The 16363-nt window shown below is 69.0% G+C and carries 9 protein-coding genes and 1 pseudogene; 4 read left to right on the top strand and 6 right to left on the bottom strand.

Annotated elements, in window-relative coordinates; translation table 11 throughout:
- Positions 1-83: 83 nt before the first annotated feature.
- The 5 genes and pseudogenes from leuC to F1D61_RS14205 form a co-directional block, all read right to left on the bottom strand.
- Positions 84-1499 (bottom strand): 3-isopropylmalate dehydratase large subunit, encoded by a 1416-nt coding sequence (gene leuC / locus F1D61_RS14225; protein WP_203158569.1) that lies wholly within the window; start codon positions 1497-1499, stop codon positions 84-86.
- A gap of 430 nt (positions 1500-1929) precedes the next feature.
- Positions 1930-2826: a carbohydrate ABC transporter permease gene (locus F1D61_RS14220; protein ID WP_203158568.1), complete on the bottom strand. Its 897-nt coding sequence runs from the start codon at positions 2824-2826 to the stop codon at positions 1930-1932.
- 18 nt (positions 2827-2844) lie between these two features.
- Positions 2845-3789: a carbohydrate ABC transporter permease gene (locus F1D61_RS14215; protein WP_203158567.1), complete on the bottom strand. Its 945-nt coding sequence runs from the start codon at positions 3787-3789 to the stop codon at positions 2845-2847.
- Between the two features lie 338 nt (positions 3790-4127).
- Positions 4128-5437, bottom strand: a pseudogene (locus F1D61_RS14210) (ABC transporter substrate-binding protein).
- A gap of 90 nt (positions 5438-5527) precedes the next feature.
- Positions 5528-6619, bottom strand: coding sequence for an ABC transporter ATP-binding protein (locus tag F1D61_RS14205; protein WP_203158566.1), 1092 nt, complete (start codon positions 6617-6619; stop codon positions 5528-5530).
- A 276-nt stretch (positions 6620-6895) separates the two neighbouring features.
- Between F1D61_RS14205 and F1D61_RS14200 the strand changes: the two genes are divergently transcribed.
- The 4 genes from F1D61_RS14200 to F1D61_RS14185 all read left to right on the top strand — a co-directional run bounded on the left by F1D61_RS14200 (position 6896) and on the right by F1D61_RS14185 (position 13003).
- A complete protein-coding gene (locus F1D61_RS14200) occupies positions 6896-7858 on the top strand; it encodes a 2-hydroxyacid dehydrogenase (RefSeq protein ID WP_203158565.1) in 963 nt (320 codons plus the stop codon).
- A 13-nt stretch (positions 7859-7871) separates the two neighbouring features.
- Positions 7872-8639, top strand: coding sequence for an AprI/Inh family metalloprotease inhibitor (locus tag F1D61_RS14195; RefSeq protein ID WP_203158564.1), 768 nt, complete (start codon positions 7872-7874; stop codon positions 8637-8639).
- A 977-nt stretch (positions 8640-9616) separates the two neighbouring features.
- Complete coding sequence (locus tag F1D61_RS14190; protein WP_203158563.1) at positions 9617-11107, top strand: carboxypeptidase M32; 1491 nt, start codon at positions 9617-9619, stop codon at positions 11105-11107.
- Positions 11108-11323: 216 nt separating this feature from the next.
- Positions 11324-13003, top strand: coding sequence for a methyl-accepting chemotaxis protein (locus tag F1D61_RS14185; RefSeq protein ID WP_203158562.1), 1680 nt, complete (start codon positions 11324-11326; stop codon positions 13001-13003).
- A gap of 762 nt (positions 13004-13765) precedes the next feature.
- Here F1D61_RS14185 and F1D61_RS34205 read toward each other — a convergent pair.
- Entirely contained in the window at positions 13766-16114 is a 2349-nt protein-coding gene (locus F1D61_RS34205; protein WP_246775881.1) for a nucleotide disphospho-sugar-binding domain-containing protein, read from the bottom strand.
- Positions 16115-16363 lie beyond the last annotated feature (249 nt).

The raw sequence follows: 16363 nt of genomic DNA, 5'->3' as shown, positions 1-16363 counted from the left end.
CCTTGGCGGCGCCCCGGTGTCAGTCGTTTAGTCGGCGGCGGAGCCGGCGTCAACGCCGAACTCCGCCGTTTCGTGAGACGAAATCAGAACCCCGCCGGCCACTCGCGGATGTCGACGAAATGGCCCGCGATCGCCGCGGCCGCCGCCATCGCCGGGGAGACGAGGTGGGTGCGGCCCTTGTGGCCCTGGCGGCCCTCGAAGTTGCGGTTCGAGGTCGAGGCGCAGCGCTCGTGGGGCTTGAGGCGGTCGGCATTCATGCCGAGGCACATCGAGCAGCCCGGCTCGCGCCAGTCGAAGCCGGCCTCGATCAGGATCCGGGCCAGGCCCTCCTCTTCCGCCTGCTGCTTCACGAGGCCCGAACCCGGCACCACCATGCCGCTGACGTTCGGATGGATCTTCCTGCCCTCGACCATGCGGGCGACGATCCGAAGATCCTCGATCCGGCCGTTGGTGCAGGAGCCGATGAACACCTTGTCGAGGGCGATGTCGGTGATCTTCGTGCCCGGGGTCAGGCCCATATAGGACAGGGCCTTCTCCTTGGAGGAGCGCAGGTTCTCGTCCTCGATCGAGGCCGGATCCGGCACCCGGCCCTGGACCGAGATCACGTCCTCAGGCGACGTGCCCCAGGTCACGATCGGGGGGAGGTTGGCGGCATCCAACCGGATCTCGCGGTCGAAATGCGCGCCCTCGTCCGAGACGAGGTTGCGCCAATAGGCGACCGCGCGTTCGAAGGCCTCGCCCTTCGGCGCCTTCGGCCGGTCCTTGATGTAGGCGAAGGTGGTCTCGTCGGGGGCGACCATGCCGGCGCGGGCGCCGCCCTCGATCGACATGTTGCAGATCGTCATCCGCCCCTCCATCGAGAGGCCCCGGATCGCCTCGCCGGCATATTCCAGCACGTGGCCGGTGCCGCCGGCGGTGCCGATCTCGCCGATGATCGCCAGGATGATGTCCTTGGCGCCGACGCCGGCGGGCAGGCGCCCGTCGACGACGGCGCGCATGTTCTTCGCCTTCTTCTGGATCAACGTCTGGGTGGCGAGGACGTGCTCGACCTCCGAGGTGCCGATGCCGTGGGCGAGCGCCCCGAAGGCGCCGTGGGTCGAGGTGTGGGAATCGCCGCAGACGATCGTCTGGCCCGGCAGGGTGAAGCCCTGCTCCGGCCCGATGATGTGGACGATGCCCTGGCGCTTGTCGAGCGCGTCGTAATACTCGATGCCGAACTCGCGGACGTTCTCGGCCAGGGTGTCGATCTGCGTGCGGCTCTCGGGATCCTCGATGCCGAAGCTGCGGTCCGAGGTCTGGACGTTGTGGTCCACCACCGCCAGCGTCTTCTCCGGATGGCGCACCCGGCGCCCGGCGAGACGAAGCCCCTCGAAGGCCTGGGGAGAGGTGACCTCGTGGACGAGGTGCCGGTCGATGTAGAGGAGGCAGGTGCCGTCCGGCTGACGATCGACGACGTGGTCGTCCCAGATCTTGTCGTAGAGGGTGCGAGGGGCAGTCATCGGAATTGTTGCCTTGTCACGAAGACCTGACGGTGGGGGCGGGGGCATGGCGTGCGCGCGCCGCGGACCCGTCATGTAACCGTCTGAACCGCCGACGGGTAGACCCCATCGCGCCGCAAGGGGATGCAGGGCTCGCACGGCGTGCGGGGACGTCGTCGCTTCGGAGCCTGCGTGATGAGCCTCCGAAGATTCATACCCACCGGGTCATTCCGGGGCCGCCCAGCGGAGCCCGGAATCCAGAACCGCGGATGAGTTCAGGAAGAATCGAACGGCCTTCCGCTTCGTTCTGCATCACCTGCGGTTCTGGATTCCGGGCTCCGCTGCGCGGCCCCGGAATGACCCGGAGGATGTCAGGACTGTCGAGCGAGTCGATCGGGCTCTCTCGGGTGGCGAGCGTCTTCGAACACTCCCACCCGAGAACGCCGGGTTGCTACTCCTTCACCGCCCCGGTCATGGCCGAGACGTAGTGCTCGACGAAGAACGAGTACAGGATCACCAGCGGCAGCGAGCCGACGAGCGCACCCGCCATCAGCGAGCCCCAGCGGTAGATGTCGCCGTCGACGAACTCGCTCACCACCGCCACCGGCACGGTCTTGTTCTGGGTCGAGGACAGGAAGGTCAGCGCGTAGATGAACTCGTTCCAGCATAAGGTCAGCGAGAAGATGCCGGCCGAGATCAGCCCCGGCACCGCCAGGGGCAGGATGATCTTGACCAGGATCTGCCACCGGCTCGCCCCGTCGATCAGCGCGCATTCCTCCAGCTCGTAGGGGATGGTCTTGAAGTACCCCATCAAGAGCCAGGTCGAGAACGGGATCAGGATGGTGGGATAGACCAGCACCAGGGCGAAGGGCGAGTCGTAGAGCCCGTAGGCCTGGATGATGGTGGCGAGCGGGATGAACAGGATCGAGGGCGGCACGAGGTAGGCGAGGAAGATCGCCGCGCCGACCGCCACCGCGCCCTTGTAGCGGATCCGCACGATCGCGTAGGCCGCGAGCACGCTGGCGAACAGCGACAGCACGGTGGCCGCCACCGAGATCATCATCGTGTTCCAGAGCCACAGGGGATAGTTGGTCTGGAACAGCAACTTCGAGATGTGCTTGAGCGTCGGCGACACCACCCAGAACGGGTTGTAGGTGTCCATGTCGATGAGCTGCTCGTCCGGTTTGATGGCGGTCAGTGCCATCCAGTAGAACGGGAACAGCAGCACCACCAGGATGACGAAGAGCGGAAGGTAGACCGTGACGACGCGCCTCGGCAGCGTGTCGAGATAGGCCATGCCCTCGCTGTTGTCGGGGGTGGAGTCGGCGGTCGTGGTCGTGGCGGCCATGGGTGCTCGATCCTTCTTTTAGCCGGTCTGCCACTTGCGGTTCTGGAGGCCGAACCACGAGATCCCGATGGCGAAGATCAGGAACGGCACCATCGCGGTGGCGATGGCCGCGCCCTCGCCGAGATTCCCCGACAGGATGCCGCGCTGGTAGGACAGGGTCGCCATGAGGTGGGTCGTGTTCACCGGGCCACCGCGGGTCATCGCCCAGATCAGCTGGAAGTCGGTGAAGGTGAACAGCACCGAGAAGGTCATCACCACGGCGATGATCGGGGTGAGGAGCGGCAGGGTGATGTGGCGGAAGTTCTGCCACGGCGTCGCGCCGTCGATCGTCGCCGCCTCGTAGAGCGAAGGCGACACGGTTTGAAGACCGGCGAGCAGCGTGATGGCGATGAACGGCACGCCGCGCCAGATGTTGGCGAAGGTCACGCAGATCCGCGCCATGGTCGGATCGCCGAGGAAGTCGATGTTGTGGTCGAGCAGGCCGAGATGGCGCAGCGACCACGAGATGATCGAGAACTGGCTGTCGAAGATCCACCAGAACGCCAGGGCCGACAGCACCGTCGGCACGACGAACGGGATCAGCACGATCGAGCGGATCAGCGCCTTGAACGGCAGCCGCTTGTTGAGGAGCAGCGCCAGGTAGAGGCCGATGCCGAACTTCGCCACCGAGGCGAAGCCCGTATAGACGAGCGTGTTGAACACCGAGAGCCAGAAGACGCTGTCGTCCCACAGCCACTCGTAATTCTCGATCCCGACGAAGTTGCCGCCGCGGCCGATGCGGGTGTCGGTGAGCGAGAGCCAGACGCCCTTGCCGAGCGGATAGGCCAGGAACAGCAGCAGGATCGCGGCTGCCGGCAGCATGAACCAGAAGCCCAGCCAGCCGCGGCTCGCCCGCAACCGGCTCCAGGCCGAGCCGGTCGGGGGCGCCGCCGGGGCGGGGCGGGCGAGGGCTATATCGGCCACGGGGAGCCTCCTCCGGGTGTTGTTTGATTTTGTCACTGCGAGGGTGGAAGCAGGAAGCAAATGTTTCAACGACGATGGAACGTCATCGACTGCATCGACGGCAGGATGATCGCTACAGTTCCAACTCCACAGGGTCATCCCAGGGCCGCGACAGCGGAGCCCGGGATCCAGAACCGCAGGTCGTGCAGGACGAAGCTGTCGTCGTCCCGCCTCTTCCTGTTCCACCTGAGTGTCTGGATTCCGGGCTCCGCTGTCGCGGCCCCGGAATGACGATGGCGGGTGTGAGATCCGTCGAGGCCTTCGAGCGGAGGCTCACAGTGGAGAGACGGAGCGATCCGTCAGGCCGACCGGAAGATCCGCTGGGCCTGCCTCTCCGCCGTCTTGATCGCGCCCTTCAGGTCCTCGCGGCCGGTGCAGTAGGAGGCGAACATGTCGACGACGACGAAGTCGGCGAGCACGGCGGCCACCTTCTCGCTCACCGGGGCGAGGCCGCCGGCGGCGAGCGTGCGGCTCGAGGCCTCGCCGAACACCTTGTTCTTCGGGTCGGCGGTCCAGATCGGGTTGTTGGCGTAGGCCTGGAGCGGGTGGCAGAGATAGCCCTGCGAGGCTTCCAGCCAGGAATTGTAGTTCTGGGCCTCCAGCGCGAAGGCCATGAATGCCTTACAGGCGTTCGGCGCCTTGGTGTAGGTGTAGGCGAGGATCGGGAAGGCGAGCTGGAACTCGGTCGGCTTGCCGGACTTGCCGACCGGCCAGACCGCGTGGTCCATGTCCGCCGCGATGTCCTTCTTCTCGTTCTTGGCCGCGGCGTAGACCGAGATGCCGTTGCCGGTCAGATAAAGGTCGCCCGACAGGAAGGCCTTGTTGTTGGACGAATCGTTCCACGACGCCGTGCCGGGCACGAAGGTCTCGTAGAGCGCCTTGACGTATTCGAGCGCCTTGGCGGTCTCCGGCGAGTTGATGACGATCTTCTCGTTGGCGTCGACCAGGTAGGCGTCGTGCGACCACAGGGCCCAGTGGATCCACGAATTGGCGTCGCCGGTGGCGTGGCCCAGCGCGAAGCCGGCCGGCGTGTTGTTCTTCTTCATCGCCTTGCAGAGTTCCAGGAAGCCGGCATGATCCTCCGGCACCTTCTGGAACCCGGCCTTGTTCACGGCCGAGATGCGGTAGTTGATGTAGCCGCCGTTGAACGCCATCGGGATGGCGATCCACTTGCCCTTGACCTTGCCGTAGGCCTCGGCCGCGGGCAGCCAGCCGCCGTACTTCTTGCCGAGGTAGTCGGCGACGTCGGCGACCTCCATGCATTTCGACGGGAACAGGGCCGGGAAGGAGTAGAGGCCCCAGACCATGTCCGGGCCCTGGCCGGTATTGGCCGCCACCGACGCCTTGGGCTGGATGTCGTCGAAGGACTCGCTCGTCACGCTCACCGGCACGCCGGTCGCCTTGGTGAAGGCGTCGACGAGGCGCATGAAGGCCTCGTCCTCGGACGGGATGAAGCGCTTCCAGCGCAGGAGCTTGAGCGAGGCGCCGGCCTCCGGCTTCCACTGGTTCTCCTGCGCCCAGGCGCGGGCGAAGCCCTCGAGGCCCGCGGCGGACGCGAGGCCGAGGGCGGCGCCCCCTTGAGGATCTGGCGACGATCGAAGGCTGACATCGTGGCGTCTCTCCCGGGATGATTCTGGTTGGTGGTCGAGCGCGGCCGGCGGCGGGATGGCGTCCCGCCGCCGGCCGAACCATCGGGCCGTCAGCTCAGCCGGCGGCCGTTCTCGGCATCGAACAGGTGGACGAGGGCGGGATCGGCGGTGATGCTGATCCGCTCGCCCGGGCCGGCGCCGATCCGGTCGCGGAACACGCAGGCGATGTCGCGGGCGACCTCGTTGGCGATGTCCTTGGCGCCGCCGCCGGGCGGGCGCACCAGCACCATGGTCTCGGAGCCGGTCGGCTCCACCACCGCCACCTCCACCGGCACGCCGTTCTCGGCGAGACGGACGTGCTCGGGCCGCAGGCCGTAGACCGCCGGCATCCCGTCGGCGGGGCGCGAGCCGCGGGTCGGCAGCGGCAGGGTCAGGCCGCCTTCGGTGCGGAACGTGTCGCCGGCGATCTTGCCCTTCAGGAAGTTCATCGACGGCGAGCCGATGAAGCCGGCGACGAAGATGTTGTCGGGCCGGTCGTAGAGTTCGAGCGGCGCACCGACCTGCTCGACCACGCCGTCATGCATCACCACGATCTTGTCGGCCATGGTCATGGCCTCGATCTGGTCGTGGGTGACGTAGACCGTGGTGGTGCGCAGGCGCTGGTGCAGCTCCTTGATCTCGGCCCGCATCGCCACGCGCAGCTTGGCGTCGAGGTTCGACAAGGGCTCGTCGAACAGGAAGACCTGAGGGTCGCGCACGATCGCCCGGCCCATCGCCACGCGCTGGCGCTGGCCGCCCGAGAGCTGGCGCGGATAACGGTCGAGGAGTTTCTCCAAGCCGAGGATCGAGGCGGCGCGGCCGACCCGGCTGTCGATCTCCTCCTTGGCGGCCTTTCTCAGCTTGAGCGAGAAGGCCATGTTGTCCTTCACGGTCATGTGCGGGTAGAGCGCGTAGTTCTGGAACACCATGGCGATGTCGCGCTCCTTGGGCGGCACCGCGTTGACGACGCGCGAGCCGATCCGGATCTCGCCCGCCGTGATGTTCTCCAACCCCGCGATCATGCGCAGAAGGGTCGATTTCCCGCAGCCCGACGGGCCGACCAGGATCACGAATTCCCCGTCCTGAATGTCGATCGAGACGCCGTGCAGGATCGGGGTGGCCCCGAACGACTTGCGCACGTTCCTGATTTCCAGCCCGGCCATCGGCTCCTCGTAGTCGTGTTGATCAGATAGCGGTCGCGCGCGGCGCGCGGCCCGAAACGGCAGCGCTGCCACAGGCAGACGACGAACACACGACAGGCGAGCCCGGGGGAGGGCGTCTGGCGCTCATCTGGGTTGTTTCCTCGACCCGTAAGAACGGGGCGGCCTGGGTTGCCGCCTCTCGTGTTGGCGGCCATCATCGGGCGCGCGGGGCGCAAGATCAAGCGCCCTCGCCATGCGCCCATCGTCGGATGCGCGAGAAACGACCGGGAGACAGGCTTGAAGTCCACAGACGTTCTGATCATGCGGCCGATGGCGCCGCTGGTGACCGAGAGCCTGGAGAGGCATTTCACCCTCCATCGCGGCGACCTGGCCGAGGACAAGGAGCGCTTCCTCGACGAGGTGGCCTCCAAGATCCGCGGCATGGCGGTGAGCCATGTCCACGTGAACGACGCCCTGCTCGACCGGCTGCCGAAGCTCGAGATCGTCGCCAATTTCGGCGTCGGCTACGACACGATCGATGCGGCGGCCTGCGGCCGGCGCGGCGTGATCGTGACCAACACGCCCGACGTGCTGACCGACGAGGTCGCGGACCTGGCGGTGGGCCTGCTGCTCGCCACCGTCCGGCAGATCCCGCAGGTCGACCGCTACCTGCGCCAGGGCAAGTGGCTGGAGAAGCCCTATCCGCTGACCGGCACGCTCCGCGGGCGCAAGGTCGGCATCCTGGGGCTCGGCCGCATCGGCCGGGCGATCGCCCACCGCCTCGTCGCCTTCGGTCTGCCGATCGCCTATCACGGCCGGACGAAGCAGGCGGATGTTGCTTACGAATACTTCCCCTCGCTCATCGAGATGGCGAAGGCCTGCGACGTGCTGATGGTGGTCGCACCGGGCGGGCCCGAGACGAAGAACATCGTCGGCCGCGAGGTGCTGGAGGCGCTGGGACCGGAGGGCGTGCTGATCAACGTCGCCCGCGGCACTTTGGTGGACGAGGACGCGCTGGCCGCGGCTCTGGCCGACGGCACGATCCAGAGCGCCGGCCTCGACGTCTTCGCCGAGGAGCCGAAGGTGCCCGACGCCCTGATCGCCCAGGAGCATGCGGTTCTGCTGCCACATGTCGGCTCGGCGTCGCACCACACGCGCAACGCAATGGGCCAGCTCGTCGTTGATAACCTGACCTCCTGGTTCCAGGGCAACGGTCCGGTGACGCCGGTGGCCGAGACACCCTGGAAGTCCAAGACCTGAGAGAGCCACGTCCATGCGCCTGCGCCGCCTCCTTCCGGTCCTCGGTCTGCTTGCCTGGACGGGATGCGCGGCGGCGCAGGAGACGAGCCCGGCCCGCGATGCGGCTGGGCCCTGGGAACTGGCGCTCGACGGCAGCTTCCGCCGCTGCGGCGTGATGCTGGCCGCCGAGCCCGGCCCGGTCGGACAGGCCCTGCGCTTCCCGGCGGGCTGCCGGCGGGCGCTGCCCGTGGTCAACGGCCTCGGCGGCTGGCGCCAGGAGGGCGGCCTGATCCAGCTCCTCGACCGCGAGGGCCAGCCGGTGCTGGCCTTCGCGAGCCCGGACAACGACGGCATCCGCAGCGCGGAATCGCCGAGCGGCGAGCGCTACAGCCTGGCCCAAGGCGGTCTTTCTGCCGGGGCGCGGCCCGCCGCCCCGGAGACGCCGCTGATCACGACGGCGGCGCTCTCGACGCTGCCGACCGCACGGGATTCCTCTCGCGACGGCCTCGCCATCGCGCCCTCGACCGCCGCGGCGGTGACCGGGCTCTACACCCTCGACCGCTTCGTCGAGAAGGACGTCTGCCGGGTGATGCTCAAGCCTGCGAGCGCGCAGGTGCAGGAGGGCTGCCGCGATCCCGGCCTCGCCCTGTTCGACCCCACCGCCTGGCACTACGAGGCCGGCCGCCTCACCCTGGTGGCGCGGCGCGGCCACAGCGTCGAGCTGATCCCGCTAGGGGAGGGGCGCTGGCGCCGCGACCCGGAGATCGGCACGACCTTCGTGCTGCGGCGGGTGGAGCCGTGAGGGGCGGGGGCAGTCGCGCTCTATCGGGATTGAAGGCACCACAACGGCGGGGACGTGAAGCCAGCCGGCATCGTCTTTACCTATCCACGACCTCATCCTGAGGTGTGATACGAATTCCGGACAATCACTTCCGGAATTCGTATCACGAGCCCGCGCGGTGAAGCCGTAGGCTTCACACGTTTGAGCGAAGCCGATTTCCGCATCGCGAAGCGATCAATCGGAAATCGTATGAGTCGATTGAAAATCGACTGACCTCGAAGGAGGGCTCCAGGGATCGCAGAGGCTTCTGGAGCCCTCCTTCGAGGCTCACTCCGTTCGCACCTCAGGATGAGGTCGTGGATGGGAACGCTCGGCCAGGCATGTCTCATAACTCTGTCGTGTCCCGTGATCCCCACGGCTTCGAGTTCCGCGACAAGCCGGGACAGGTCCTCGACCTTCGGCACCTCGACATAGGCTTCGCCCGAATCGAACAGATCTGTCATGAGCGCGTGAGCCGCCTTGACCGGGAGATGCCGACGGACCAGGGCGCGGGCTGCCGCAACGGTATCAAGGTTCCGATCCGACAAGACCTTGAGTCTGAAAGCCTGTCTGAGCGGATCGTTCCGACCAAGCTGAAAGGGACTATAGGATCTCCTATCCTACCACCTCATCCTGAGGCGTTAGTCGATCGGAGATCGACTGACCTCGAAGGAGGCTTCCAGAAGCCTCTGCGATCCCTGGAGCCCTCCTTCGAGGTCAGCCGATTTTCAATCGGCTGACACCTCAGGATGAGGTCAGAGGATGAGACGATCCCGCCTCACTCAAATCATTTACAGAAAATCCTGCTCTGGCAGGCTCCCAGGAGGCAGGCTCACAACACGATCGCGATCGGTGGCGGTCGGCTCGCCGTGACCGCTCCGATCGCCGGCCGTGCCCTTGCCAGGCCCCACGCCCCGTCCGACAACCCGACGACGATTCCCCTCCGACCGGATTTCCCCATGCAGGCCTACCGCGCCCTCGAAGCCACCTTCGCCCGCATCAGCGCCCTCGAGGACGCCTCCGGCATCCTCGGCTGGGACGCCCAGACCCTGATGCCGGACGGGGCGGCGGAGGGGCGGGGCGACCAGATCGCGGTGCTGCGCGGCCTCGCGCACGACCTCCTCACCGATCCCGCCACCACCGACCGGCTCGCCGCGGCCGAGGCGGAAGGCGGGCTCGACGCGTGGCAACGGGCGAACCTCGCCGAGATGCGCCGCGCCTACACCCACGCCGCGGCGGTGCCGCGCGACCTCGTCGAGGCCAGTTCCCGCGCCGTATCGCGGGCGGAGATGACCTGGCGCGAGGCCCGCCGCACGTCCGATTTCGCGCTGCTGCGGCCCGATCTCGCCGAGGTCCTGCATCTCCAGCGCGAGATCGGCCGGGCGAAGGGCGAGGCCCTGGGGCTCTCCCCCTACGACGCCCTCCTCGACAGCTACGATCCGGGCCTGCGGCAGGCGGCGATCGACCCGCTGTTCTCGGTGCTGGAGACCGAGCTGCCGGGCCTGATCGCCGAAGCGCGGGCGCGCCAGGCGGCGGCGGGGCCGGCGCCGACCGCCGAAGGGCCGTTCCCGGTCGAGACCCAGCGCCAGGTCGGGCTCGCCTTGATGCGGGCGGCGGGGTTCGACTTCGACCGGGGGCGGCTCGACGTCAGCCTGCACCCGTTCTGCGGCGGCGCCACGGACGACGTGCGCATCACCACGCGCTACGACGAGACGGACTTCGCCCGCGCCCTGATGGGCGTGCTGCACGAGACCGGGCACGCCCTCTACGAGCAGGGCCGCCCCGCCGCCTGGCGCCGCCAGCCGGTGGGGGCTGCCCGCGGCATGAGCCTGCACGAGAGCCAGTCGCTCACCCTGGAGATGCAGGCCGGCCGCAGCCGCGAGTTCGTCGCGTATCTGGCACCACTGGTGCGCGAGGCCTTCGGCGGCACCGGCCCGGCCTGGGAGGCCGACGCGCTGTATCGCAACTACACCAAGGTCGCGCCGGGCTTCATCCGGGTCGATGCCGACGAATGCACCTATCCGGCCCATATCCTGCTGCGCTACCGGCTGGAGCGGGCGCTGATCCGGGCCGAGATGGAGATCGGCGACCTGCCGGGCGCCTTCAACGACGGGATGCACCGGCTCCTCGGGCTCACCGTGCCGGACGATGCCCGGGGCTGCCTCCAGGACATCCATTGGCCCGGCGGCGCCTGGGGCTACTTCCCGACCTACACCCTCGGGGCGATGATGGCGGCGCAGCTGTTCGATGCCGCCTGCACGGCCGAGCCCGACCTGCGCCCCGGCCTCGCACGCGGCGACTTCACGCCCCTCGTCGGCTGGCTGCGGACGAACGTGCATCACAAGGGCAGCGCCTTCGGGACGGAGGGCATCCTGACCGCGGCGACCGGGCGGCCGCTCTCGGCCGACATCTTCCTTGGCCATCTCCGGCGGCGCTACCTCGATGCCTGACCGGCCGCGCCGGGCCCGGCGCTGAAAACCAGTCATCGCTGCGCTTGACGAGCGCAGCGGTGACGTGGGATGAACCAATTGTATTCGATTCAAATTTTATGTTTTTCCTGACAGTGTCATATCATAGTCATAGTATTCGTTCGGTGGCTAAGTTTAATATGTCATAAGGTTTTTCCGCTGTAGGGGCGCGTCATCACAGCATCCCTCGGTGTTCCCATGCGTTTCACGTTAGGCCGGAAGCTCGGCATCGTCGTCGGCCTGCCCATTCTCGTCGCCGCCGGCATCGCCGCCTTCGCGATTTCCCTGTCGCAGAACGAGCAGCGCCGCGCGAACGCCGTGGAGGCGGCCTGGGAGGCGGCATTCCACACCCGCACCCTCGCGCAGGGGATCGAGCACGTGGTGGTGACGGTGCAGGCCCTCACGGCGGCCGAGGACGTCGCCGAGGCCAAGCAGAAGTTCGGGGCGCTGGACGCGGCGATCGCGGCGGTCGAGGCCGAGCGCCCGGCCTTCTTCGCGGCGCTCAACCCCTCTCTCGACGAGGGCGAGGCGCGGACGCTCTCGCTGACCCTGCAGGAATTCCTGGCCTACCAGCGCGACACGGCGGAGCTCGGCCGGACGCTCTCGCCCAAGGCGGCGCAGATCCAGGCCGCCGACGAGGCGACAATCCGGAGCCGGGAGCGGATGGTGAAGAAAATCCTGGCGCTGGGCGACGCGGTGCTCGCGCGGCTCGAGGGCGAGCGCGAGGCGGTGGCCCGGGCCAGGGCCCGGGAGGCGGTGGCCCTCGTCGCGGTGCCGGCCCTCGGGCTCGCCATCGCCATCGCGGGCGCGGCCTGGGTGAGCCTGACGCAGGTGCAGCGCCCGCTCGGCGCCTTGCGCCGCACGATGCTCTCCCTGAGCGCCGGGGACCTGGCGGTGACGGTGCCGTTCACCCGGCGGCGCGACGAGATGGGCGAGATGGCGGCTTCCATCGCGGTGTTCCAGGCGGCCCTGCGCGAGCAGGGCGCGGCGCAGGATGCGGAGCGGGCCCGGGCCGGGACCGAGCGACTTCGGGCCGAGCGGCTGGACGGGGCCTGCCGGGCCTTCGAGGCCCGGGCCTCGCAGGCGGCCGAGGCGCTGGACGCCTCGACCCGCGAGATGGAGCTGACCGCCGACGTGCTGTCGCGGGCGGCGCACGAGGTCGAGCACCAGTCGGCGGCAGTCACCGGCGCCGCCGGCGTCGCCGCGCAGGCCGTGGCGGAGGTGGAGGGCGCGTTCCGGCACTTTTCGGAATCGGCCGCCGGCGTCGGCGGACGGGTCGGCCGGGCGAGCGAGATGGCGAACGCGACGCTCGCCCGCAGCCGGGCCACCGCCGACACGGTGGGGCGGCTGGTGAGCGCGTCGGGCGAGATCGGCGAGGCCGCCGACCTGATCCGCACCATCGCCGAGCAGACCAACCTGCTGGCGCTGAACGCCACGATCGAGGCGGCGCGGGCCGGGGCCGCGGGCCGGGGCTTCGCGGTGGTGGCCGGCGAGGTCAAGGCGCTCGCCGGCCAGACCGCGGCGGCGACCGACCGGATCGCCGCCCAGATCGCCGCGATCCAGGGCGCGACCCGGCACACCGCCGAGGAGATCGGCGCGATCATCGACGCGGTCGGGGAGACGAGCCGGCTCGCCGACGAGATCCGCGGCGCGATGCTGGACCAGGCGACGACGAGCGACGGGATCGGCCGCAACATCGACCGCGCCGGCACCGAGGCCCGCAGGGTCGCCGAGAGCATCGACCAAGTCCGCACCGCCTCGCTGGCGAGCGCCGCGCAATCGGACCAGGTCCGGGCGGTGGCCGGGGTTCTGGCACAGAACTCGGCCCTGCTGGCGGACGCGGTCACGGCGTTCCTGGGGGAGGTGCGGGCGGCGTGAGGGCCAGACGGCGTCTAAAAGCAACACGCGAAGAAGTGGACAGCAAATCGTCGCATACGATGCAGCTAAATCAGAAACCTAGACACCCGCCTGATTGCAAAGCCACGGCACACGACAGCAAGTAAGCGCACGACTCTGAAGCAAATCGATCGGCGCCACCAACGCGCCCTCTACCCCTTGCTTTCGACACGCTCTTACTCATGGGTCGCGCACCGTGACCATATTCTAACGCCAAACTAGATGGCGCTCAGGTTCATGGCCTTACGCTAAGGCCGCCACACCTACTTTTGCCGCCACCTTGGCGGCAACTGCCTTTCCGGCTGCCATCTTTAGCAGCGCGGCGCCTCCACCGGCAGGACCCAATATCACCACCGCGCCCACAACGCATATGCACACAAGCGTGCCATTGACGACAAATTCTTCGTCGTCCTTTTCTTCGACTTTGGAGCCATCAGAGTTTGTTTGATTTTTGGTTGAGGATCTTCTCCAAAAAATCATTGTGTCTGCCCCTGCTGCCGACCCTGTAATTTGAGCATATCCCGCCCACATTTGTAAACAAAACATTTCTCGGAACCCTGATCGCTCCAATGAATTGTATCGCCCTTAAGGGATTCCAGGAAAATCGTGGCAGTTGCAATTTTTATGTCAAATTATGAACACTTCGCATATCCCGTCCGCACTGCTTCGCCCCGCGGCATCTGACTTACGGAGGGCAGGCCCGGACACCGCGTGCGGTGGCAGCTTGGCAGCATGGCGTCTACGCTACTCCTTCGCGCACTGTCGTGTACATTGCGCGACGCCACCGGCGAGCCGGTCCAGGGGGAAGCGGGTATTGGCCAGGAAGCGGGCGCGCTGGTCCTCGGGCACCGCGCCGGAGGCGAGCGCCCGCAAGGTCGCCTCCAGGCTCGTGCGGTCGTCGCCGGCCCAGTAGGCGTTGACCGCCACTTCGTCCAGGGCGCCGTAGGCGTAGATCCAGGGCTCCAGGAACAACCCGTGCTCGGGCCTCGGCATGCCGGCGGCGAGGACGGCGTAGCGGGTGGCGCGGGCGTGATCGGCGTGCATCCGGCAGGCGCCGCTGGCGGCATGCGGCGCCTCGGCGCGGGTGGGGATCAGCGCCATCGCCCGGTCGAGGGGCGCCAGCACCGCCGCCAGCGGCCGTCCGGCCCGCTGCATCAGACGGCCGGCCTCGAGCAGCGCCACGTAGACCTCGTCGGGCGAAAAACCCTGGTCGGCCCGTTCCAGGAACCGCGCGATCGCCGCGTCGGTCTCGCGGCGATCCCGGTGAAGCAGGGCGAGGTGGAAGGTGTAGTGCGCGGCGAGACGCGGGGTCGGCGCCGCGGCCAGGGCGGCCTCGACCGCCGCGATGGCGAGCCGGCCGGCCTCGGAATCGCGCCGCCCGGCGCAAGGTCGGCGAAGGATCGGTCCCGGCAGATGCCCGGCGGTGTCCGCCGTGGCGCAGGCGAGGGTCTCGGGGATCACCCCGTCGTAGCGCCAGGGCAGGGCGGTGCGCAGGATCCGCGGCCGGCGGCTGACCGTGTCGCCGCAGGCGACGTCCAGGGTATAGCTGTCGGCGGCGAGCACCGGCGGCCTGGTGCCGCTCGGGACGTCGAGCCGCTCCTCGGCCTCGATCAGGAGGCAGTAGGTGCCGTGACGGCGGGCGAGATCCAGCGCCTCGGCGCGGGCCCGGGCGAAGGTCTCCCCCGGCCGCTCGTGCAGGGCGCCGGGCAGGCCGGCCAGCGCACGCCGGACCACGTCCTGGCTGCCGTCGGTGGAGCCGGCATCGACGACGACCCAGGAATCGATCAGCGGGCGCACGCTGTCGAGGCAGGCGCGAAGCAGCGGCGCCCGGTCCCGGACGACCAGGCACAGGCACAGGGTCTGGCCGGACGGCACCGCGCCGCGGCTCCTCCGGGACGGAGCCGCCGCCGGGCCGGGCTCGGCGGTGCCGGGCAGGGGCGCGGGTGTCGGCGGGCGGAGCAGGGCGTCGCAGGCCTGCGCGACCCCGTTCTCGGCACGCGCCAGCACCTGGACCTCGCGGCAGGCCTCCGCCACGACAGGCGAGCTTACCAGTTCCTCGATCGCCCGCCGCGCCCGCCCGGCCGTGAAGAGCCGTCGCGGCAGCGACCGCCCGACCCCGAGCCACGCCACCCGCTCGGCCTCGTCGGCATGGTCGAACGCCACCGGCACGATCAGTTGCGGGCAGCCGGCCGCCAGCGCCTGCGCCACCGTGCCGACCCCGCCATGATGCACCAGGGCCGCGCAGTCCGGCAGGAGCCGGCTCAGCGGCGCGTAGGGCACGTGGATCACGCCGGGCGGCAGGTGGGTCGGGATCTCCTCGGCCCGGCCGGCGAGCAGGATCGCGCGGCGATCGGAGCGCCGGCACGCCTCCACGGCGGCGGCGAAGAATTTGTGCGCGCCGGCCATCGCCGAGCCGTAGGTGACGGCGACCGGCGCCGGCCCGGCGCGCAGGAAGGCGGCAAGGTCGGGGGCGAGCGCCGCGGCGTCGCCGAAGGTGTCGGCGAGGGGAAAGCCGACCTGGACGATCTGGGGCGGCCAATCGGGCTGGGGCGGGGCATACCAGTCGGGCACGGCGAGCAGGACGCGCTCGGGGCTGTGCCACCAGTGGCGCAGGCGCCGCACCGGGTCGAGGCCGAGGCGGGCACGGACGGCGTTCAGGGCCGGGAGCGTCGCCGGGCCGAGGACGAAGCGGTCGGCACCGCGGCCGAGCGCGTGGCGCAAGGAGGCGGGCAGGCACCGGGGCAGCGGCAGGCCGGGCAGGCGGGGTGGGGCGAACCGGCTCTCGATGAGCATCGGCATCAGGTGGAGGGTGGCGAGCGACAGCCCGCGATGCTCCTGGGCCAGCCGCGCGCCGAGCGCCAGGGTGGAGGCGACGACGAGGTCGTCGGGACCGGCCTCGGCCTCGAGCCAGTCATAGGTCGGGGCGATCGCCGCAGTGACGGCCTCGAGCATGGCCCGCGCGCCGCGGACCGGACGCCACAGCTCCGCCTGCCCGACGGCCCGGGCGAAATCCGCCGCGGTGCCGAGGGGGTGGAAGGCGAGGCCGGCATGGTTCGCGAGCGGCCGGAACGGCTCGGGTGCCGCGACCTGCACCGGGTGCCCCGCGCCTGGAGGGCCGCCGCGATGGCGAGGGTCGGCAGGATGTCGCCATGGGTGCCCACGGCCGCGAGGAAGATGCGCCGTTTCACGGGGCGCCACCGGCCGGCCGGAGGAGGCGTCGCACAATATTATCGCGTCCATGGCGGCCATCAAATATATAGCTCATTATAAGATCTCGCAGAATACTAATTGCAAAATATATTTAAAATATGCACACTAACGCGCCGCCATGCCGGCCTTGGA

It is taken from the genome of Methylobacterium aquaticum (assembly GCF_016804325.1).
Taxonomy (GTDB): domain Bacteria; phylum Pseudomonadota; class Alphaproteobacteria; order Rhizobiales; family Beijerinckiaceae; genus Methylobacterium; species Methylobacterium aquaticum_C.
The sequence above is the reverse complement of the archived record's forward strand: the minus strand, read 5'-3'. Positions and strand labels throughout refer to the sequence as shown.